The organism is Mastigocladopsis repens PCC 10914 (assembly GCF_000315565.1).
In the GTDB taxonomy this organism is placed as follows: domain Bacteria; phylum Cyanobacteriota; class Cyanobacteriia; order Cyanobacteriales; family Nostocaceae; genus Mastigocladopsis; species Mastigocladopsis repens.
Genome location: NZ_JH992901.1, coordinates 4,323,511 through 4,344,690, shown reverse-complemented (window position 1 = coordinate 4,344,690; position 21,180 = coordinate 4,323,511). Strand labels below are relative to the sequence as shown.

Below are 21,180 nucleotides of genomic sequence, written 5' to 3'. Positions count from 1 at the left end.
ACATGGGTCTATGGAGAAATTAGTTGTTCTTAAGTTGGATGGTGATTTGGAATATCAGGGATTTCGAGTGACGCTGGAGATTGGCTCAGATTTTGCTCCTCCAGAAATAGAAATCTCTGGTAACTTGCCACCTGCACCCGACTTGGCTACCTACTTGCGTCAATGGCAGCAAAAGTATCGCATTTTAGGGATGCCAAGTCGTATCAAGCCACAAGATATTATTTACGATGGCTTCATCAAAACACGAATTTCAGAATGCCGCCAAAAAGCTAAGGTATTAACTGATTGCCTACAAAGATGGCTTGACTGTGAAGAATTTCGCTGCATAAATAACACATTACGGGAAGAATTAAGACGAGATGAAGCAATTAGAGTATTAATTCGCACAGATAATTTTGAATTACACAGAATTCCCTGGCATTTGTGGGATTTCTTTAATAGATACTCGTTAGCAGAATTTGCCCTAACTACGACAACATCACAAACCCCTCCAAAAGCAGTGCGTAAACATAGGGTAAGAGTTTTGGCGATTCTGGGCAATAGTAGTGGAATTGATGTTCAACTAGACCGTCAGTTGCTAGAAAATTTACCAAATGCCGAAATAGTTTTTTTAGTAGAACCGCAGCGCAAAGAGCTAAACAATTATCTTTGGCAGCAGTGGGATATTTTATTTTTCGCAGGACATAGTGAAACTGCTGATAATACGGGTCTAATTTCTATCAATAAAACTGATACTTTATCAATTGAAGAGTTAAAGTATGGTTTAAAAAGAGCTATTGAACAAGGTTTACAGATAGCAATTTTTAACTCCTGCGATGGTTTAGGATTAACACGGCAACTGGCTTCTTTAAACATCCCGCAAATGATTATCATGCGGGAACCCGTACCGGATGAGGTGGCACAAGAATTTTTAAAACATTTTCTCAAAGCTTTTTCGGGTGGTCAGTCTCTGTATCTGGCTTCACGGGAAGCAAGGGAAAAGCTGCAAGGCTTGGAGGATAAATTTCCCAATGCAACTTGGTTACCAGTCATTTTCCAAAATCCCAGAGTTGTCCCGCTGACTTGGAAGGAATTAAGCACTCAACAAACCGAGCCTAAACGTCATTTTCTGAGTGTGCTTATGGCAAGTGTGCTTGTCACAAGCTTAGTCATGGGAGTGCGCTATTGGGGAATACTACAACCGTGGGAGTTGCAAGCTTATGACCATCTCATGCAACTGCGACCAGCAATTGAAATCTCAGATCCACGTCTAGTGATAGTGACTGTTGATGAAGCAGATATTTATTATCAAAACCAAAAGGGGATGAAAGGGCGAGGGTCGCTCTCAGATAAGGCACTGGCTCAACTGTTGCAAAAACTTGAGCAGTATCAACCAACAACTATCGGTATAGATATTTATCGTGATTTCTCTGTAGACCCGAGTTATCCAGATTTAATAACTCGGCTAAAGCAAGATGAGCGTATTTTTGCAGTGTGCAAAGTTCCTGCTGAATCTGATGGCGCACCAGATGGTATTCACCCCCCGTACGAAGTTCCAAAAGAACGACAGACTTTTAGTGATGTTCTGGCAGACGAAGATGAAGTTGCACGTCGCCAGTTGCTGTATTTGACCCCTCCTGCAAAATCTCCCTGTACAGCAGAATATGCTTTCAGCCTTCAGCTTGCACGTCACTATTTGCGTTCCAAAGGTATCAAGGCAGATATTACCCCTCAAGGCTACTTACAAATTGGCAAAGTTTTGTTTAAACCGTTAAAGGAACACACCAGCGGCTACCAAAAAGTGAGTGCAATAGGTTATCAAGTACTGCTTAATTATCGTTCTTTAAGTAATCAGGAAAAAATTGCCGATTCTATCTCTCTAAGAGATGTCCTAAATGACAATGACCAAATTGACTCTGAATTACTAAAAAATCGTATTGTTCTTATTGGTGTGACTGCCCCAAGTACTGTTGATCATTGGAAGACTCCCTCCCACAAAAAGAAAATACCAGGATTATTTGTGCAGGCGCAGATGATCAGCCATATCCTCAGTGCTGTTGAAAATGATCGCCCTTTGTTGTGGTGGTGGTCTTGGTGGGTGGAAACACTTTGGGTGTGGGGATGGTCGTTGGTAGCTGGAATAATAGCGTGGCGTTGCTCAAAGCCACTATATCTTGGACTGGCAGTAGCTGGGGCGCTGTTAACACTATTTGGAATTTGTTTTGCTATCTTTACACAAGCGGGATGGATACCACTCGTTCCGCCTGCCTTGACATTAATATTAACCTCTATGGCTGTGGTGTGGAGAATACGAAGATAAAATTCCGAAATACAGGCATTGTCAGCTGATGTTATAAGTAACATCGGCATTTGGACACTTAATTATGAAACTTGCTGGCGTTATACCTGTGATACTCCTTTGTGTTGCGAGTTACTCCTCACAAGTATATGCACAGGTTAGCCAACCGACTAAGAATCCTAATGTTAATACACAAAAGCGCCTTGAAAAATTGAACTTTCCACGTAGCGGTGCACCTATCGGTCGCCGCCAAGGAGGGGCAAGGCGTAATGGCTGCCCAAACCTGAAGCAGTCTGTGACTGCCTTGGTGCCAGGTGAGAGAACTGTAAATGATGAATCAATATCTTTCTTAGCATTGACAGTCTCTGAGTATCCAACCTTTTGGGTTTATGTGCCAGAATTACCTACCAACGTACGCTTTGGAGAGTTTATATTTCAAGATGAAAAAGGCAAAAATATCTACCGAACATCTTTGACGCTGCCTGAAAAGTCTGGTGTTATTGGCATTAACCTGCCAGAAAATCCGCAATATGCTCTTAAGCAAGACAACAAGTATCAGTGGTACTTCAAAGTTTATTGTGGAAATCCGCAAAATACATCTGATTATTATTACGTTAAAGCATGGGTGCAAAGAGTCGCGCTCACCCCGAACCTTGAAAGTCAGTTAAAGGCGGCAAAACCAAAAGAATACACTGCCTATGCTGTTAATAATATTTGGCAGGATGCCCTAACCAATTTAGTCAACTTGCGTCGCATCAATTCAGGTTCGTCAGTGCTTGCACAGGATTGGAGTAATTTGTTAAAAGCTGTTGGCTTAGAAGAATTTGCAGCAGTGCCGATTGTGCAACGTTATACTTTGGAAAAATAATGGTTGTGGCAGAATTATGCGAGATTTTTCGATAACTGACCAAACTTTTATGAACTTTCGTAAAGAACTAGCAGGTTTTGCGTAAAACTTGCACTTGGCTAACTAGAACTCTTGCAAAAGTACATTGTTTTATTTGAAATTTAAATTCATGCCATAAGTTAGTTCCTAGTTCCTTCAATGACGAATTGTTCTGTCATAACCAATTCCCCAGCAGCACATAAGGTGCCCAGAAATAAGGACTGTTATCCTTCGCAAAAACCGCAAGTTGAGCACGCTGGAGTGCTTCGGCTTTAGCCACCCCATTCTTTAACTGTCGGTAGAACTCGCTCATCAAATCTGCGGTAGACTGGTCGTCTACTGACCATAAACTTGCTAGAGTACTGCGTGCGCCCGCCCGCACAGCGACTCCAGCTAATCCTAATGCTGCTCGTTTATCTCCAAGCGCAGTTTTGCAAGCACTCAAGACAAGTAATTCGATGTTGCTAGACCTACTAGATTCACTAACTCGCAGTAAAGTGTCAAAATCCTTAACCTCAAGCAGATCATCCCAGGTAAGAATAAAGGTTTTTTGCGGGTCGGAACTGAACTCGCCGTGAGTCGCTATATGAACCACGGAGAAAGGAGCTAATTGTAGCTCCTTTTGCAGATTGGTTTTGGTAAACTCTTGATTTAACAGTTCTTCACTCCTGGGTACCTCAGACTGGATTTCTTTCAATTCCCGTGGCACATTTTGCAATGGAGGAAACCCAAAGCGTTGTTCGCCGACTCCGGCAGTTAAAGCTTTTAGCTGTACTTGTTGCAATGGTTTGGGGTCAAAAAGTCGCAAACCAGGAGTTAGAGCGATCGCATATTTCTCTACCAGATATTTCTGCTGCTGTGCGTCGTACAGAACGCCCATCGGGATATTTTGCAACGAACTATCCAGAACAAACACTAAGGTTTTGATGCCACTCTTGCTTAAGAGTGCTTCTGCTGGTCGAATTAACCAATTATATATCTCCTGCGACTTTTCCTGAACCTGAAAAGTCCCAGCAACATCTAATAGGCTTTTCCGCAGGTTTTGTACAGTGCTTTCTACTTTCTCTTGAGGTATGACTGTTGTATACTTGCGAAGTTCTTTTTGTTCAGGCAAGGTGAGAATAACTTCTATACGGTCTGGTAAAATAATTGGATAGATGATTGCTGCTTTTTTGTCCTGCTGTACTACTGTGTCAATTGCTACCTTAGCTTCCACACAGGGTGAGCGAAAGAAGTTGTTCAGTTCTGCAAGTTGGAGTGATTCGATCACATTACGAGCTTGCGTGAGATTGTATTGCATAGTTTCAGAGTTTCCCTGATTCTGCAAACGCAAATCAACCAACTCCCGATACACAGGTTCCACACTCTCACGGAAGGAAAACTGAATTTCAGGATTAATGGCGACTAAATCGCTACGTAGAGACTCAAGGGTTTTGAATGCTTCATCGTATGCGGCAGTTGCTCCTTTTATATCTCCCTGAGCTTTGAGTAAACGTCCCAACTGCCATTGCCACTGATAAGCAATGTCTGGCGGCTCAAGAGTTTGGGCGATGAGCAGTGCTTGCTTAGTGAGGTTTTGTGCCTCAGAGAACTGCTTGGTTTTTTCGTACAACCCGCCAAGAGTACCAAGTCCATAAGATTCTGCTCGTTGGTCTTTTAAGCTTCGCGCCTGCTCCACAGCACTGGACAAGATCTGAGCAATATCCAGCCATGAGGAAGTCTCTACGGTAGTTTTCTGTCTCAATTGCGTTATACTTTGGGCATAATTAATCTGGGCATATACTGAGGTTCTGCTGGGGGGCAACTTGCTCATTTCTGGTTGGATTTGGGATCCCAAAGCCAATGCAGCAGGAAATTGTTCCTTTTCCACAAGTAAGCTAAGTTGATTAAGCTGTGCTTGAATACGCGTAGTAGGTCGTGCGACAAGAGCAGCCTGTTGGTAGTATTTTAATGCAGCTTGAGTTTCTTTTTCAGCCAAGGCTTTGTTGTCTAGACTGAGTTGAGTTTTTCCTTGGGCGAGAGCTGTGTTACCTAGACTGAGCAAAGTATCCCCAGTCGCTGTTGATGATTGTACTCGCTTTGCGACTGTTAAACTTTCCTCCAAGACTTCCCGTGATTTATTTAAATCACCAACGACTCTGAGGATATTACCGAGACTACGCAGTCCAGTAGCTTTGAGTGGCGAGTCTGGAAGCTTTGTGAAGGATTGCTGAACCTCTGTTAAAATCTTACTAGCCTGACGGTAAAGTCCCAAAGCTTGCATAGCTTGAGCAGTATTGATACGGTTGCGGGTTAACGTCGCCTCATCACCTATTTGCTTGTAAATCTTTGCGGCTTCTTGCCAAGTCGAGAGCGCGGCTTGAGTTTGTCCTTGTGCCAATTGTAACCGCCCTTGCACATCTAAGGCTTGGGCAAAGATGGCAAAACGTTGTTTTGAGTTGTCGCCATTTTTTAACAGATTCAGGCTTTGGGCGTGAAGCGAAGCTATCGCCTTGCGAATCGCCTTTTCTGCCTGAGTCCATTGTCCAAGTTGCTGATACACCAGGGAAAGATTGCTCAAAGTCATAGCTTCGTTGAGTTTATCCCCAGTAGCTCCAAAGGTAGTAGCTGCCTGTTCCAAAACTTTAACCGCTTCAGCAAACCGTCCAGCATCATAGAGTGCTTTGGCCTGTTGCACAGAGTTTTCAGTTTGAGCCGTGCTGTTTGGTGTCGTCTGGGTAGTATAATTAACAGCAAGAACGGTTGCCAAAAATGGTGAAACTACTGTGCATAGAAACGCGGTAAGCAGCGCTAATAAACACCGAGTTAGCCAACCCTTACGCGTTCGCCCGTATATGCCCGGAGGGTTTCCTTCAGAAACTCTCCCCTCGAATCTTCGATTCGAGGCAACAAAGCGGAGCTTTGTTGGGGCATAGGGCGCGCTACGCGAGCGCCCAGACATCAAAAAGGATTGTATTGTATGGAAAAATACAGACCGTTTTCCTGCCATGTTCTTTTCGTTGAATCAACAGATATTAAAGGAATACCCCAGTCAAGACGAGCGGTAAAGCGCTCTCCCTGTGACCAGCGCAAACCAAGACCGACGGATGCTAAGGTGTTAGGGTCTGAATTTTCTGTATCAGAATCTTCTGTATCTGAACTGTTCCAGCCTACACCGAAATCAACAAAGGGGATAATTTGTAAAACACCATTAATCTGGGGTACGCGAAGAATTGGGACTTGGACTTCAGTAGAAGCAAAAGCGCCATTATCTCTAAGTAGGAAATCTTGACGGTAGCCACGAACACTATCCAAACCTCCTAAGCCAATCTGCTCTAAAGGGAGGAGTGCTCTTGATGCCAGTTGCATATCTGCACGAAGGAACAGTAAGGTGTCAGGAGCCAGAAGACGTACCAATTGAGCCTGTCCTTGCCATGAGAAAAAACGGCTATCGGGTGGGTCATCATTAATTGTGGCACCCAACGCACCCAATCCAAAGCTAAACTGAGAGCGAGCCGCGATAACTTCACGGCTGTTGCGACTCGTCCATTCTTGAAAAAATCGCAAAGCTGATACTCTAGTGCGTCCCTCCTCATCAGCCCCAATTGAAGGAAAGCCAATTCTTTCAATGTCTAGAGGATTGTATGAAGCTTCGCTTTCTCGTCGAGAAGCAGTCAAACCAAGGGCGAATTCTTGCGAGGGAGTTTGGATGAGTGGTTGGCGCAATGTTAGTTCGTAGTAGCGGGAAGCTGATTGTATATCTAGGATATTGAAAGGACGTTCAATGATTTCGCTAGATGTCGTGCCGTAGTAAAAGCTAAGAGTACCATTGCGGGGATTGAGGGGAAATGTGTAGCTAGCATCAAAGGCGTTGCTGCCATCGGTGTTGGTGTATGCTAAACTCAGACCATCTCCAAATCCAAGTAAATTAGCTTCGTTAACTTGTAATCGCCGACGGAAACTACCAACACTAGGCGATCGCCTATTATCAAGAACGATTTGGGTACTGAAGGTTTGTGCCTCTCTTATCTGGACTAGTAGTATGCTTGCACCTGGACGCGACCCTGCTGTGAGTTCAGCAGACAGGTTTTGAATCAAAGGATTAAGTTGTAGCAGTTGCAAGGCTTGTAGCAGACGCTCTCTGTTCAGAGGCGGTGACGTAGCTCTACCTAAGCGACTGCGTATATAATTTCGTTTTAATCGCCTAGTACCTGTGACTTGGATGTCTTCCAATCTACCCTCAACTACTTGGATTCTGACAACACCTCCCTGCATTGTTTGAAGAGGGATATATGCTCCAGAAGTGATGTAACCCCTTTTGACGTATGATTCTGTGATGGCGGTACGAGCTTGATACACTTCAGTCAGTGAGATAGGTCGGTTAGTAAAGGGAGCAAGTACTTTTGCTAACTCTTCAGGGCTAAATACGGTGCTGCCTATAACTTCAAATCGTTTAACGATAATAGTTTCAGGAAGTTTGCCAGGGATGGGTTCACTAGGTGTAGGAGTTTGGCGAGAGGGTGGAAGTAAGTCTTCTTGTGGAGGCAGTGGCTGTGGCGGTTTGGGTGAGGGAGTTGGAGAAGGTGGGGGTGGTTGCACATCCTGTGGCGGTGGGAGTTGTTGACTTTGGAAAGAATTGCCATTTGGTAGTTGTACAGGAGTGACAACTTGTGCTGTGAGGCGTTCAGGAATGATGAGCAGCAATGCAACTATACTGATCTGTAAGTAGAGCGTAGCTTGTAATTGACGCTTTAGCACTAAAGTGCTCACGGCAAACCCCCTAAAGCTTGTATCCTGGACTGCTAGCTTGTTTGAAAATTTACTTTTCATGGCACTTTGGTGATGTTTGCCAAGAACTCTGGTGTTGTGTTGGGGTTTGTGCTGTAAATATCACTTCGCCCTTGGAACCGAATACCCACCCAGTCGCTTCAACTATTGGGGCTGGTGGAGTAGTATTAGGATTGGTGGAAATATTTGTGCTTGAGCTTTTCTCTACCTCAGGATTGAGACTGACCCAATCTATCTGCACGGCGTCAGGTGTGAGAACATCTTTGGGGTTAGGGGGTAAACCGCCGCGTCCGGTGATGATAAAACTGCTTTGAGCGTAGTTAGGGGAGTTGCAACCTTGGGCGACTTCCGTGTCAACTGGTACTGATGGCAAGTTGATTAAGCCACTGTCAGGCTCAGTGACAGATGTGTTCTGTTCTACAGAACCGCTGCGTCCAAACTGGGAACTAGCCGTGATGTCGCTTGTTTGTGGGTTTTCTTCGTCTCGAAATTGAGTACCATAGATCCCAAAAGTGTTGATTTGGACTCTACCACCTGTGCCTGTGTAAGCATTAGCGGTAATGTCGCTATTTTCATTAGGGACGGCAACGATGAAGCCGTTAGGGGCGTTGATGGTAATGTTACCGCCATCACCGCCAGCTTGAGCAGTGCCGGCATTAGTGGAGACTTGGCTGTTGCGACGCAAGAGTAACAAGTCTTCGACTCGTAAGTTGATGTTACCACCATTACCAGATGCAGTTTCAGCTTGGATATCTGCTTGCTTATCTAGCTTAATAGAGCCAGAGGTAACTTCAATGTCTCCAGCAGTTCCCTGTCCCAAACTGCTTGCAGACACTAAAGCGCTACTCGTTAGAGACAGTGAGGCAGTGGTGATGTTGATATCACCTCCCTTGCCCACCCCTTGTGCTTCCACACTACTGTATATTCCACTACCGCCTCCATAGATGCTATTCACTCCATCGAAGGAGACGCGATCACGAGCATTGATATTTACGTTACCTGCATCCCCCTGCCCGGAGGTGCTAGCAAAAAGTCCGCCGCCATTGGTTGCCGACAGCGAATTAGTTGTGATTGTAATATCGCCTCCCTTGCCCACCCCTTGTGCTTCCACACTACTGTATATTCCACTACCGCCTCCATAGACGCTATTCACTCCATCGAAGGAGACACGATCACGAGCATTGATATTTACGTTACCTGCATCCCCCTGCCCGGAGGTGCTAGCAAAAAGTCCGCCGCCATTGGTTGCCGACAGCGAATTAGTTGTGATTGTAATATCGCCTCCCTTGCCCACCCCTTGTGCTTCCACACTACTGTATATTCCACTACCGCCTCCAGAGACACTATTCACTCCATCAAATGAGACGCGATCACGAGCATTGATATTTACGTTACCTGCATCCCCCTGCCCGGAAGTGCTAGCAAAAAGTCCACCGCCATTGGTCAGCAAAAGCGATCCAGTCGTGATCTCAATATCACCGCTATTGCCCACACCTGTTGTGTCTACACTGCTAAATATCCCACTAGAGCCTCCATTGCTATTCACCCCATGAATGGATACCGTATCGCGGGCTTCGATCCTCACTTTGCCCGCATTTCCCTGTCCTTGAGTGATGACATACAATCCAGCACCCCCTGTCAGCGAAAGGGACCCAGTCGTGATGTCGATATTACCTCCGTTGCCTACCCCTGTCTCATCTACACTGCTAAATGCCCCACTCACACCTCCATTAATATTGGCTCCATCGAAGGAAACGGTATCACGGGCATTGATATTCACGTTGCCCGCATCTCCCTGTCCTTGAGTGAGGGCATTTAGTTGAGCGCCTCCTGTTAACGAAAGCGACCCTGCCGTAATGTTAATTTCGCCCGCGTTGCCCACACCTGTTGTGCCCACGCTGCTGAGTATGCCGCTAGCACCTCCATTGTTTCCTGCTCCATCAAAGGAAACCGTATCGCGGGCATTGATACTCACGTTACCTGCATCCCCCTGGTTCAAGGTCAGGGTATTCAGTTGAGCACCATTAGTCACTGCCATCGACCCAGTCGTGATGCTGATATCACCTCCATTGCCCACACCTGTTTCAGCGACTGAGCTGATGATCCCACTGGTGCTTATACCCGGATTTTCTCCATCAACGGAAATCGCATCGCGGACATTGACATTCACGTTGCCCGCATTTCCTTGTCCATAGGTACTGGTAAATAGTTGAGAGCCACTGAATAAGTTAAGCGAGCTAGCAACTAGATTGATAGTGCCACTAGTACCAGTGGCTCCGGAATTGATTTGATTAGCAATCAAGCTAGACTCGGTCAGGGTGACTGTTTCTGTTGCATCAACGGTAATATTGCCAGCATTTGTGTCAACTGACCCCGAATTGTTACTGATGCCAGCATTCAGGCTACTTCTTCCTAAAATATCGAGGTTGCGAGCATTGACAGCAATGCTACCACCGCCAGCAGCTGTGACATCTACTTGAGCTTGATTGGTGAGCGAAACATCAGCTCGTTGCACTTGAGATGGAAAACTCAAACTCAGAAGATTGCCAGTGCTGTCAATGTTTAGCCCGACCGTTCCTGTTCCTGCTAATCCTCCCAACTCGACTTGACCCCCTAGAGCTGAGAGTTTCCCACCATCCATGCTTAGATTACCTCCTAAAAGCGCTAATGTCTTACCTGTATTTACCTGTAGGTTAGACCCTTGCAGTTGAATACTCCCTGGATTGCTGCCATATTGCAACCCTATGGGGACGCTAATAGTCAGTAAGGAAGTGTTAGTAGTATCTAGTGAGGTGCTGAAGAGGCTATCATCAGCAAATTTAAGACTACTTGCCGTAGTTGCCAGAAATGAACCGCCAATATCTAACCTGGCATCTTTACCAAAGATAATCCCATTGGGATTAATCAGAAACAGGTTCGCTCTACCGTTAGCTTTGATTAAACCATCAATTTCAGAGATAGACTTACCCGTTACACGACTAATAATGTTTTGAATATCCTGTGCATTGTTAAAGAAAGCTGTCGCTCCATTGGGAACAGAAAACTCAGAGAAGCTGTGGAATAGATTGCCACCTCTTGTCGTTCCACCCTCAATAATTCTGGTATTGCCCTCTAATCCGACGTTGGAATTATTTGGGAGAGTAGCATCTGGGGTAATTTGAGCAATCGAGCTATTTGCATACAAGATGATCGCACTTCCAATTGCAATTCCTAGACTTTGCCACCAATCCAAACGTATCTCTCCAAAAGACATTGCACTCTCCTATGAAAAAGGGAATTTAGCTTGGAAGCCTCAACTAAGAATATAGGTAGATGTCAGCACAATCAACTTATGCACAAGCGAGGATATTAGGACTAGAACAGCGATTCAGTAATCGGGGAAGAGAAAAAAATCAACTAAGCCGCTTCGTAAATAGTGAAAGAGAAAAATGGCTGTTTCCCAAGCCTTTCCGATTGATGATACTACACGGCGGTACTTTGCAGCGACAGCGGATGAGCGTCACCAAATCCGTCAACCACTTTTCTAAACTTGTGCAACTTGTAAGTTGGGAAATCCAGCACTTTTAAATGTAAGGAGAATCAATCATGAAAGCAATCCATTTTCAAAGCATGGCGGCATGGCTGTGGGGGTTGTCTCTTTCATTTGGCTGTTACTTTGACGTGAAAGCTATGCTAGTCAAGCATTATACTCATTTTTTCAAGTCCCATTAGTCAAAGTGATCTGTTAGAGTGAAGAGAATGACTTCACTCTCATCAGTAATTATGCTAAAGCGTTCTAAGTTCGAGACGACTCAATCGCAAATTATGCACCGTGCTGAGGAGCTGATTAGTGCAGCCTCAAATCGCTACCGCATTACAGTTCAAGTGGCAAATCGTGCGAAGCGTCGGCGTTATGAAGACTTTGACGGTGCGGATGATGCAATGATGAAGCCAGTGTTGAGGGCAATTATCGAGATGTCCGATGAACTCACTCAACCAGAAATTATTGGCGAAGTCTAAAGTGATGCCAACCGGAAAATAGAATGAGCAAAAATTTAGAGTTCATTCAAGTGACACTAAAGTCTAGGCAATTACTCAACACGTCCCCTTTTTTAAGGGGATTTTTGGCAGTCATAGTGGTTGGTGTATTTCTTTTGATAGGAATACACCAACCAACTTACGCTCAAAGAATAAGTCCCGGCGATGCTTGGCAGCCAGTTTATCAACAATTACCCGACTTACCCCGAGAAAACCAGTACGTTAGCAAAGAAACTGGGAAAGTTGCCGAAAATAACACCTTGGTTAGTCGCATGATAAGGTATCACATCTATGTGAAGGGACGTGCGCCAAATTATCGACTGGATTGGAAGCTGACTTTGGCTGATTATCTGGGTGCTAATGAAGTGATGTATGAAACGAGTTATCCTGGGAATGATACTCTACGGAAGAATCCTTTTGATAGCGATCGCGCTGCTATTGCACGTTTGAACCGTCGCCAGCGAGACGCATTGGTGCAAGCCATAGTAAACGTTTTTAGTCCTAATTCGCAAAACACACAAGTCCCTACTCCTAATAACTCAAATCAGTCAGAGGAAACTACCCCAACTTCTCGACAAGTACCCAAACCAGGAAACTTGTAGAGACGTGCTATGGCACACCTCTACAAGTCTCCCATTTTCTATTCCCTAATTATGGAACGTGTTATAAAAAGTGGACTTGGTTGGCGCATCGGCTGGAATCCAGCAGCACCAGAGTTTAAAGGTTTAGTGGGTACAGAGGATTGGGCAATTGAATTAACAGAAGCCGAGTTGAATGATTTTTGTCGGCTACTGGCGCAACTAGCAGACACCATGAAGCAAATTGCAACTGAATTAATGGATGAAGAAAAGATTGCCTGTGAAGCCGAAAGCGATTTATTATGGATGGAAGTAGAAGGCTATCCTCATGCCTATAGTCTGCGCTTTATTTTGAAAACAGGGCGTTGTGCAGAAGGCGAATGGAAAGATTCTGCTGTTCTTGAGTTACTGCAAGCCTCTGAAATGATCAAGGTTTTTTAGATTTAACTCTTGAGAGTTTTACATCTTGTGGTTATAATAGAAAAAGTTGACTACGGGGCGTAGCGCAGCTTGGTAGCGCGCCACTTTGGGGTAGTGGAGGTCGTGGGTTCGAATCCCGCCGCTCCGATTGATGATGTCGAATAAGAGATTATTTGTCGTCATTAAGACATTAATGTTATTTGTTACTCCTGACAATCGTTAACAAATTAATGTCGCTGGCTTATTTCAGAGTGAGGTATATGGTTCAAGACCAACCTCATTTTAATTTAGTTATGAAGATTTTGTAAAAATCCTAAAGTCCAACCCGACAACCGATTAACCGTTCACCACGTGAGTTAATCGATAAACTCTTGCTCGAACGTCTATCCTTAGCAGCGATGGCGCAGAGGGTTCACCGCAGGTGATAGCACGCGTGACTCGAGTATCACTACGTTGGCTGCAATACTATGTCAATTAGAAATATTACCAAACTCCAAAGCACATTGAGGTCACCCAAAAAAACCTGGTAGGCTAATCCGTGACTCTTGACGAGATGCGGTCATTTGTTGGGTCAAAAGTGAATATAGCGATTCTCGTTTGAATGAAGTACAAATTTATCTGTGTCCATCTGTACGGCACGAAGTTTGCAAAGGAGGAAACCCTCCTTGCAACTTCTCTGTGCAACGCACGCAAGAGTTCATCTGTGGTTCATTATTTCTTTGTGTACTTCACCCAATTGCAAACCGCTATAAACAGTGGATTTGGCTTGCCATTGATGCTGTGACACGAGAAATTGTTGGAGTTTATCGCTCTTCCATCACTCTCTCCATAGTATATCCTGAAACCCTTACAGCGAAAGGCTTTACCCAGGAATCAATGTTTCAGGCTTTGTGTGAGAAATTAAAGTCCAAATCCCTAACAGTGTCTATGTTTCAGATTTTGGCTTTGATTTTTCTCTCGGCAAAGTCATGGAAGAGGGCTAACCCGGAACCGTGATTACTGTACTGGCGCTCTAGTGAACAGAATGCAATCGCTGCTATGATTCTGGAAGAACTCGAAGATGAAGTCCAGTGGGATGCAGCCTTCGCACGTTCCCAAGATGCCCTTGCTAAACTTGCAGCCGCAACAATGGCTGAATATCACGCAGGTGAAACCCAACAGCTAAATCCCGAAACGTTTTATCGCACCTGAAACTCATCAAACTTCACAACTTTTGAATTCGGCTGACTTGTATCAAAACGATAGCTACTGACTGTCCCCGTACTCGTGTCAAAGATGCTGAAAGCTGTGATGTCATTACTAGCAATATACGGCAGAGGTTTACCATTTTTACCTGACAAAGGAGCAATTGTTGGTACAACTGGTTTTAACTCATTGGGATCACCAAGTGCAGCATAATCCTTTTTGTCGCTAGGTGGGACTGGTCGCTTATCGCCACTCAAGAAAGCACCGTAAGTGTTGCCTACATTGGATGTTTCAAGAAAGTGCATTCCTGATGGACTACGAAAGCGGTTCCACACATGCGAATGCCCGTAGAATACCAACTGTACATTAGCCGCTTCAAGTAAGGGCATCACATCGCGGATCAGGTAATCTGCTTCTTTAGGGTAGTTGTAACGCACTGCCTTGATTTTGCCTTTAGCATCACGTTCAATAACCTGGACGGGATCAGTATAAGCAGGGACAATATTGTCGCCTAAAGAATGTGGCGGATGATGAAACATCACCACTTTATACTTTGCTTGTTTGAACTCAGGGCTGTTGAGTTCTTGTACTAACCAGTTGTACTGCTTGCTTCCTTTGGCAATTGGCTCAAAAATAACCTGTCCGTAACCCCAATTCTCTGGGTTTTGCAAATCTTTATCTCTTTCGCGGTACTTCCCTCTGGCTTCTGCATCCATATTGGGAGTCCGCCACATATTTGTTGCGTACAGAACTACCAGACGTACATCACCAGAACTTACTGCATAGTAAGTTTCTCCACCTTCTTTACTTTGGGGTAATGTAAAAATTTCTTCGTAGGTATCAGTATTATAAGAATTATCTTTCAGCGACTTTTCCCCATACAACTTCATAGCAACTGCACGCGGGATCGCATCATTAAATTCAGCACCTAAACCTTCACTCTTGCCAAAGCGTCCCATCACTTCATGATTTCCAATGCTGGTAAACATAGGGGCGTGTTGAATGATTTCTCCACCAGTGAAAGATGTCTTCACACCGTTAAAATCTCTTTGGGACTTGGCACGACCTTGCAAACAAGGGAAGAAAGCACCGCCCCCATGATCATCAAACCATTCTGAGGCACGGTCTGCAATATTGACTGCATCTCCTGCTAACCACACCGCATCCACTCTACCAACTGTTTCCACGACCTTTTGCAGATTTGCTGCTATCATTGGTTTCAACTGATGGTCAGACGTGAGCAGAATTTTCAATGCTGTTCCTGCAGTTGGGGTGGGTGCTAAGGTAAAACTATTACTGCTGATACTCTCGCCATCTTCTCGTACACTGGTGACGCGATAAGAAACTCGTTTACCTGGAGTTAAGCCAACCACTTGGGCTTCATGTCGCCAAATGTCTCGCGCGACAGGTTGCTTGTATTGTCCGTTTTGGGTTTTGTTTCCTACTCTTGATTCCTGGTCTTCCCGTGTACGACTAAGTTTGGTAGTATTCGCTGTGGCTGTTTGCTGGAAATTGTCCCCATAGGCAACACTATGTTTAGAACCAGCAAACTCAGTAAACCACACAACTCGCACTGAAGATTGAGTGGGGAGTTGTAGAAATGGATCTGTCAGCAACTGGGGTGCAGACTTTAGAGTTTTTTGCCCAGGAAAGCAACCGTATACTAGAGTAAGGCAGATAACTAGCACAAATAAACCAGCTAGGATTTTGCGAGTTGTGAAATATCTCAGCATTGCGATTCCAAAACTTTGGTGCATCTCAATTTTGTAGAAATACAATACACCGACAAAATAAAATCGCACCGTTCCAGATGATGTCCGGATGTATTGGTTTTGTAAACAAAGGTAATGTCTATCATTCTGGAACGGTTGTAAAAGAATATGTAGCCATCACCGAAAGCTGTAAAGGCAGAATTTGCACTGACTGAGAGCATAAAATAAAACTAAAAAAAGTAACAAAAATCACACCTTTTCTGTTTTTAAGAATACCTTTATTTTTCTGAATATGTAAAAAATGAGCAGAACTACTCTGACGAAATTGATTAAAATTTGTTAAGAAGGATGACAAGTGGTCAAAAAAAGGAAACAAATCGTATGGTGAACGCAGTTGAAAATCAGCCACCACATCACGTAGTCATTGTTGGTGGTGGATTTGGAGGATTATATGCAGCAAAAGCACTCTCGTGTGCTGATGTCAAAGTGACTCTCATTGATAAACGTAATTTTCACCTATTTCAACCACTTTTATACCAAGTCGCCACTGGCACGATATCTCCGGCTGATATTTCCTCACCACTGCGTTCCGTACTAAGTAAGAGCAAAAATACGAAAGTGCTGCTAGGAGAAGTGAATGATATCGATCCCCAAGCACAAAAAGTGCTCATGGGTGAAGAAGCGATACATTACGATTCATTAATCCTGGCGACAGGTGCAAAGCATTCTTATTTTGGCAAGGACCAATGGGAAGAATTTGCCCCTGGTTTAAAAACCGTGGAAGATGCAATAGAAATGCGTCGCCGCATCTTTACGGCGTTTGAAGCAGCAGAAAAGGAAACTGATCCCGAAAAACGTCGTGCTTGGTTAACTTTTGTGATTGTCGGTGGTGGTCCTACTGGTGTGGAATTAGCAGGGGCGATCGCAGAACTAGCCTACCACACTATGAAAGAGGATTTCCGCAACATCGACACATCCGAAGCACAAGTTTTACTCCTCGAAGGTTTGGATCGAGTTTTACCACCCTTTGCACCAGAGTTATCAAACCAAGCAGAAGCATCACTGACGCGCTTAGGCGTTACCGTTCAACCAAAAACACTAGTCACGAACATAGAAGGAGATGTTGTCAGCCTCAAACAAGGTGATGAGGTGACGCAGATTCATGCGAAGACGGTATTATGGGCAGCAGGTGTGAAAGCTTCGCCTTTAGGGAAGATGCTAGCAGAAAGCACAGGTGCAGAGTGCGATCGCGCCGGACGAGTTATTGTTGAACCGGACTTGAGTATCAAAGGGCACTCCAACATTTTTGTCGTTGGAGACTTGGCGAATTTTGCCCATCAAAACGGTAAACCCTTACCTGGTGTTGCACCTGTGGCGATGCAAGAAGGACAATACGTCGCCTCACTGATTAAACAACGTCTCAAAGGTAACACGTTGCCACAATTTCGTTATTTTGATTGGGGTAGTTTAGCCGTCATTGGACAAAACTCTGCCGTTGTAGACTTAGGTTTTATGAAATTTTCAGGTTTCTTCGCCTGGCTGTTTTGGTTGTTTGTTCACATTTACTTCCTAATTGAATTTGACAACAAGCTGGTGGTCATGATTCAGTGGGGCTGGAACTATTTCACCCGCAAACGTGGGGCAAGATTGATTACAGGTAAAGAACTATTGCAGGATGTAAAATCTGAAAACGCAAACGGACATTATACACCAGCAAACAATAGACAGGCGGTTAATGTATAAGGGCTTATTTTACCTCACCCCGCCCTTCGGACGGGGTGATGTTGGGCGGATACGATAAGTAAACAAACGGGTATTGTAAAACTTCACTTGCTCCCACACCGTAATCTTTGATTCGGTGTGGGTTTCTCTTGCGGGTTGGCTCACTTGAGCGTTTTTGAGCGGAGCCGGAGATGCTCCGCCTCCGGTGAGGAAGACGCCCAGCCCCACTTTTGCTGAGCGATCGCTATTGCGCCTACATCAACCTCATCATCAACAGTGCGTAGAAGCTCTGCTTCTTGTCGCCAGACATCGCTCATTGGACACAGTTGCTCAGAATGCGTAGACGCAAAGCGGCTTGTCGATAGACATCGCCCAAGGGGCGATCGCACTTGTGTTGATGAATGATTTAGGACTGCTATATCTGAACCCGAATCTGGTTTCCCGGCTTGTAGACGCGGAGCGGCGTATCCGTTGGTAACATCTGCCATCCCATTGCCTGAAGTACAGATGTGTCTTCCTGAGTCAGCCACATATTCAAGGGTTTTCAGCCAGCAATTATTATAACAATCCGAAAAGCAGCAACTTCAGTTTGTAGTTCAGTATATATAGCAGTCCTATTTGATTAGTGAAATCATCATAAGGGTTGTCAATAGTCACTTTTGAACGGCAGGTGACGCCAGGTGCTCTACTTGGGGAGACCCCAAGACCGCACTGGCTCCTTTATGCCGGGAGACCCGTCCACCGCACTGCCTCCTGTTAATTGTTGACTCTTGACTGCCGATAATTTCACAATTCATTCAGCATTGCTGTATCTAAAAAAGTGAGATGCATCCGATTTCAGAATGAATTCGATGGGGTAAATTAACCTGTCAATACCCCCTGACCTGAATCCTTACGGTACATCTATGTCCTCCAACTCCCCCTCTCAAAGCAAACGCAATCGGGGTGTCATCCTCACACCCGTGGGATGGCGCAAGCTGGAAAAGGCTGAGAAACGAAGCGGTCAGCGCTTTACCAAAGAGCAACTGTGCGATCGCACAGGTCTATCAATACAGACTATCTCTCGCATCCGCAAGCGCAAAGTCGCGGTTGACCAGGATTCACTAGAGTGCTACGTCAAAGCCTTTGGTTTAGAGAAGCTATCCGACGAAGATTATACCCATGTCCGACAGGAAAACCAACGGCAAGATTGGGGGGACGCACCGAATGTATCTGTGTTTTATGATCGCTGTGAGGAAATGGCACAGCTACAGCAGTGGGTATTGGAAGAAAATTGCCGTTTAGTCGCACTCCTAGGAATGGGTGGAATTGGCAAAACTGCGCTAGCCGTGAAATTCGGGCAGAAATTTAAAACTGAGTTTGAGGTAGTGGTGTGGCGATCGCTCCAAAATCCCCCAACCTTGGAGGAGTTATTGGGAAGCGTATTGCAATCAATAATGCAGATGCTCCAAGAAGACCCTGTTGTACCTACTAGTTTGGATGGGAAACTGTCCAAGCTGATGGAGTACTTTCGGGATAAACGCTGTCTACTGATTTTAGACAATGCTGAGACAATCTTAAGCGTTGGTGGTGAGGCTGGACATTGTATGGAGGGTTATGAGGGATACGGTCAACTGTTCCAGCGCATTGGAGAGGTATCCCATCAGAGTTGCTTGCTCGTGACCAGTCGGGAAAAGCCCAAAGATATTGTAGCGCTTGAAGGAGAGGAGAAAAAAGTGCGAACGACTTGTCGTCGCGCTTGCGCTTCGCTGCAACTGAGAGGATTAAAACCCGAAGATGGGCGAAAGCTGTTCGAGCCTAGAGGACAATTCACGGGTACGGACGCAGAATGGATCAGACTGATCAAATACTACGGAGGCAACCCGTTCGCGCTGAAGATGGTAGCAGCAGGAATTCAACAGTTGTTTGACGGCTCTATTGCGGAGGTGTTGGAGTATATCGGACAAGGAGTACTAGTCTTTAATGATATTCGCGATCTGCTTGATCGCCAGTTTAGTCGCTTGTCGCCAGTAGAACAAGAGGTGATGTTGTGGTTGGCAATTAATCGCGAACCCGTATCTGTAAAGGAATTAAAACAAGATGTAGTGAGTGTCACCTCTAAGCAAGAATTGCCGGACGCTTTGTACTCGCTGTTGCGGCGATGTCTCATAGAGACCGCTCCGCGATCGCTCATTGAAAAAGCAGGAAAGCAATTCTCACTGCAACCTGTAGTCAAGGAATACGTTACGGAGCGATTGGTTAAGCAAGTTTGTAAAGAAATAGTAAGCAGTAGAGAGAGAGCAGAAAGTTCCTCACCCGTCGCTCTTCTCCAAACTCATGCCCTGATGAAGGCAACTGCAAAAGACTGCATTCGGGAGACACAACGACAACTGATTGTGCAACCCTTGCTTGAGCAACTGCTGATAGAGTTGGGCAGCCAGCAAAAGCTTGTGCAGATGTTGAAGGATGTGCTGGAGCAGCAAAGACATTAAACCTCAATACTGGCAAGGTATGCGGGAGGCAATGTCCTCAATTTGTTAGCACAACATTATTGAATTAGTTTGGCATTCTATGTAAAGAATATATTGCTTATCGTCTTTTTAAGTCAGTTGATGAATTGAAATCTTTACTAGATAAGTTATTAAACCAAGGTGAGTTAGTGAACAGGGCTATTTCATTCTAAAAATCAGTAGAAGGAAGCTTGTATTTGCTTGTCTCAGTACAACATATATAACTAGTTTTATGAGGAATTTTAGGAAAATTTTGCTTTTGAATCATTAAATTTTGAAAGGCTATATAAGTAGCCAACGAAGTTAGTATAAGACTAATAATAATACCAATTATGGACACAATATTTTGAATAATGGACACAATATTGTGAGTTTTTTGCAGGAATTTAGTATTTGTTTGTGAAGTGGATACATTGTTCGATTGGGACAAGAGTTGAGTAATTTTTTTTCTTTTACAATAAACCAAATTGCATGAATACTACCTATAATCGGTAATGGTGACATCGTTAGAGCAAGGTTAATCCACCAATGAAGCCAATTGCGATTATTTGGTTTTTCAAAAATAAGTGTGAGGAAAACACCTAAAGGGGGTGAAAATAAACTAAGAGCCAAATGGATAGTCAAACATATCGAATCTTTCATAGTATCACTGCTATTTTTTTATGTTTTTTCACTTACATTTTTCGGATTAGACTTTGGACAGAAAGCTCCTGGCAGAGGGCATTTTGTAAATCACTGCAAATCACTCCTATATTGTTATTAGGAATAAGCGCGACCAACTTATGCGCTGAAAGTCAAGGCTTCCTGACAAAGTGTCTGTGGTAAAGTGGCAATTTCCCAAGAACACGTAATTTGTGCTGCCATTTAAGAGTTGGGAGTGAGAGAATCGTTGCAAGACCCCAGAATCAGTAAAACTTAAAGATTTACAGTAATCCGTGACAGAAGTTCAATCCAAAAGTTCATTTTAGCTATTTCTCTAATATCCGCATAAATACGATCACTGTGATCGCTTGCTTGATCTGCTCCCTTTATTCAGCGTTAATTCAACTATGCAACGTTTCCTCTGTTTGCACCAGACCAGATATATCAGTTAAGGTATCAGTTAAGAATTTAGTAGAATGCTTGT

The 21,180-nt window shown here is 44.5% G+C and carries 15 protein-coding genes and 1 tRNA gene; 11 read left to right on the top strand and 5 right to left on the bottom strand.

Annotated elements, in window-relative coordinates:
* Nucleotides 1–10: 10 nt before the first annotated feature.
* Nucleotides 11–2,299 (top strand): CHASE2 domain-containing protein, encoded by a 2,289-nt coding sequence (locus tag MAS10914_RS0121350; protein ID WP_017317980.1) that lies wholly within the window; start codon nucleotides 11–13, stop codon nucleotides 2,297–2,299.
* Between the two features lie 64 nt (nucleotides 2,300–2,363).
* Nucleotides 2,364–3,146, top strand: coding sequence for a DUF928 domain-containing protein (locus MAS10914_RS0121345; protein WP_017317979.1), 783 nt, complete (start codon nucleotides 2,364–2,366; stop codon nucleotides 3,144–3,146).
* 193 nt (nucleotides 3,147–3,339) lie between these two features.
* On the opposite strand, the gene MAS10914_RS0121340 is transcribed toward MAS10914_RS0121345, so the two are convergent.
* The 3 genes from MAS10914_RS0121340 to MAS10914_RS30740 are packed head-to-tail and all read right to left on the bottom strand — an operon-like array spanning nucleotide 3,340 to nucleotide 11,184.
* Nucleotides 3,340–6,105 (bottom strand): CHAT domain-containing protein, encoded by a 2,766-nt coding sequence (locus MAS10914_RS0121340; RefSeq protein ID WP_017317978.1) that lies wholly within the window; start codon nucleotides 6,103–6,105, stop codon nucleotides 3,340–3,342.
* Entirely contained in the window at nucleotides 6,105–7,973 is a 1,869-nt protein-coding gene (locus MAS10914_RS0121335) for a ShlB/FhaC/HecB family hemolysin secretion/activation protein (protein WP_017317977.1), read from the bottom strand. The genes MAS10914_RS0121340 and MAS10914_RS0121335 overlap by 1 nt, the downstream gene beginning before the upstream one ends.
* Nucleotides 7,963–11,184, bottom strand: a complete 3,222-nt coding sequence (locus MAS10914_RS30740; protein ID WP_017317976.1) for a two-partner secretion domain-containing protein — start codon at nucleotides 11,182–11,184, stop codon at nucleotides 7,963–7,965. The genes MAS10914_RS0121335 and MAS10914_RS30740 overlap by 11 nt, the downstream gene beginning before the upstream one ends.
* 59 nt (nucleotides 11,185–11,243) lie before the next feature.
* Between MAS10914_RS30740 and MAS10914_RS0121325 the strand changes: the two genes are divergently transcribed.
* From MAS10914_RS0121325 to MAS10914_RS32260, 7 genes are all read left to right on the top strand, one after another.
* Complete coding sequence (locus MAS10914_RS0121325) at nucleotides 11,244–11,498, top strand: hypothetical protein (protein WP_017317975.1); 255 nt, start codon at nucleotides 11,244–11,246, stop codon at nucleotides 11,496–11,498.
* 195 nt (nucleotides 11,499–11,693) lie between these two features.
* Nucleotides 11,694–11,930, top strand: coding sequence for a DNA-directed RNA polymerase subunit omega (locus MAS10914_RS0121320; RefSeq protein WP_017317974.1), 237 nt, complete (start codon nucleotides 11,694–11,696; stop codon nucleotides 11,928–11,930).
* A 23-nt stretch (nucleotides 11,931–11,953) separates the two neighbouring features.
* Entirely contained in the window at nucleotides 11,954–12,550 is a 597-nt protein-coding gene (locus MAS10914_RS0121315; protein ID WP_017317973.1) for a hypothetical protein, read from the top strand.
* 51 nt (nucleotides 12,551–12,601) lie between these two features.
* Complete coding sequence (locus MAS10914_RS0121310; RefSeq protein ID WP_026082716.1) at nucleotides 12,602–12,967, top strand: DUF1818 family protein; 366 nt, start codon at nucleotides 12,602–12,604, stop codon at nucleotides 12,965–12,967.
* A gap of 53 nt (nucleotides 12,968–13,020) precedes the next feature.
* A tRNA-Pro gene (locus MAS10914_RS0121305) sits at nucleotides 13,021–13,094 on the top strand.
* A 530-nt stretch (nucleotides 13,095–13,624) separates the two neighbouring features.
* On the top strand, nucleotides 13,625–13,942 hold the full coding sequence (locus tag MAS10914_RS0121300) for a hypothetical protein (protein WP_017317971.1): 318 nt from the start codon (nucleotides 13,625–13,627) through the stop codon (nucleotides 13,940–13,942).
* 3 nt (nucleotides 13,943–13,945) lie between these two features.
* Nucleotides 13,946–14,137, top strand: a complete 192-nt coding sequence (locus MAS10914_RS32260; protein ID WP_051151134.1) for a hypothetical protein — start codon at nucleotides 13,946–13,948, stop codon at nucleotides 14,135–14,137.
* Here the strand turns inward: MAS10914_RS32260 and MAS10914_RS0121290 are convergent.
* Nucleotides 14,125–15,864, bottom strand: a complete 1,740-nt coding sequence (locus MAS10914_RS0121290; protein ID WP_026082715.1) for a purple acid phosphatase family protein — start codon at nucleotides 15,862–15,864, stop codon at nucleotides 14,125–14,127. The genes MAS10914_RS32260 and MAS10914_RS0121290 overlap by 13 nt on opposite strands.
* A gap of 360 nt (nucleotides 15,865–16,224) precedes the next feature.
* Here MAS10914_RS0121290 and MAS10914_RS0121280 point away from each other — a divergent pair, with 360 nt between their 5' ends.
* Nucleotides 16,225–17,586, top strand: coding sequence for an NAD(P)/FAD-dependent oxidoreductase (locus MAS10914_RS0121280; RefSeq protein ID WP_026082713.1), 1,362 nt, complete (start codon nucleotides 16,225–16,227; stop codon nucleotides 17,584–17,586).
* A 140-nt stretch (nucleotides 17,587–17,726) separates the two neighbouring features.
* On the opposite strand, the gene MAS10914_RS34510 is transcribed toward MAS10914_RS0121280, so the two are convergent.
* The gene (locus MAS10914_RS34510) at nucleotides 17,727–18,053 is read right to left on the bottom strand and encodes a hypothetical protein (protein ID WP_156818208.1); all 327 of its coding nucleotides are present in this window, start codon (nucleotides 18,051–18,053) and stop codon (nucleotides 17,727–17,729) included.
* 417 nt (nucleotides 18,054–18,470) lie between these two features.
* On the opposite strand from MAS10914_RS34510, the gene MAS10914_RS0121270 reads away from it, so the two are divergent.
* A complete protein-coding gene (locus tag MAS10914_RS0121270; RefSeq protein WP_017317966.1) occupies nucleotides 18,471–20,036 on the top strand; it encodes an NB-ARC domain-containing protein in 1,566 nt (521 codons plus the stop codon).
* Nucleotides 20,037–21,180 lie beyond the last annotated feature (1,144 nt).

Excerpts from the sequence above, each read along its gene's own strand:
- MAS10914_RS0121350 (WP_017317980.1), top strand. The coding sequence starts at position 11 with ATGGAGAAATTAGTTGTTCTTAAGTTGGATGGTGATTTGGAATATCAG.
- MAS10914_RS0121345 (WP_017317979.1), top strand. The coding sequence starts at position 2,364 with ATGAAACTTGCTGGCGTTATACCTGTGATACTCCTTTGTGTTGCGAGT.
- MAS10914_RS0121340 (WP_017317978.1), bottom strand. The coding sequence starts at position 6,105 with ATGTCTGGGCGCTCGCGTAGCGCGCCCTATGCCCCAACAAAGCTCCGC.
- MAS10914_RS0121335 (WP_017317977.1), bottom strand. The coding sequence starts at position 7,973 with ATGAAAAGTAAATTTTCAAACAAGCTAGCAGTCCAGGATACAAGCTTT.
- MAS10914_RS30740 (WP_017317976.1), bottom strand. The coding sequence starts at position 11,184 with ATGTCTTTTGGAGAGATACGTTTGGATTGGTGGCAAAGTCTAGGAATT.
- MAS10914_RS0121325 (WP_017317975.1), top strand. The coding sequence starts at position 11,244 with ATGTCAGCACAATCAACTTATGCACAAGCGAGGATATTAGGACTAGAA.
- MAS10914_RS0121320 (WP_017317974.1), top strand. The coding sequence starts at position 11,694 with ATGCTAAAGCGTTCTAAGTTCGAGACGACTCAATCGCAAATTATGCAC.
- MAS10914_RS0121315 (WP_017317973.1), top strand. The coding sequence starts at position 11,954 with ATGAGCAAAAATTTAGAGTTCATTCAAGTGACACTAAAGTCTAGGCAA.
- MAS10914_RS0121310 (WP_026082716.1), top strand. The coding sequence starts at position 12,602 with ATGGAACGTGTTATAAAAAGTGGACTTGGTTGGCGCATCGGCTGGAAT.
- MAS10914_RS0121290 (WP_026082715.1), bottom strand. The coding sequence starts at position 15,864 with ATGCTGAGATATTTCACAACTCGCAAAATCCTAGCTGGTTTATTTGTG.
- MAS10914_RS0121280 (WP_026082713.1), top strand. The coding sequence starts at position 16,225 with ATGGTGAACGCAGTTGAAAATCAGCCACCACATCACGTAGTCATTGTT.
- MAS10914_RS34510 (WP_156818208.1), bottom strand. The coding sequence starts at position 18,053 with ATGGCAGATGTTACCAACGGATACGCCGCTCCGCGTCTACAAGCCGGG.
- MAS10914_RS0121270 (WP_017317966.1), top strand. The coding sequence starts at position 18,471 with ATGTCCTCCAACTCCCCCTCTCAAAGCAAACGCAATCGGGGTGTCATC.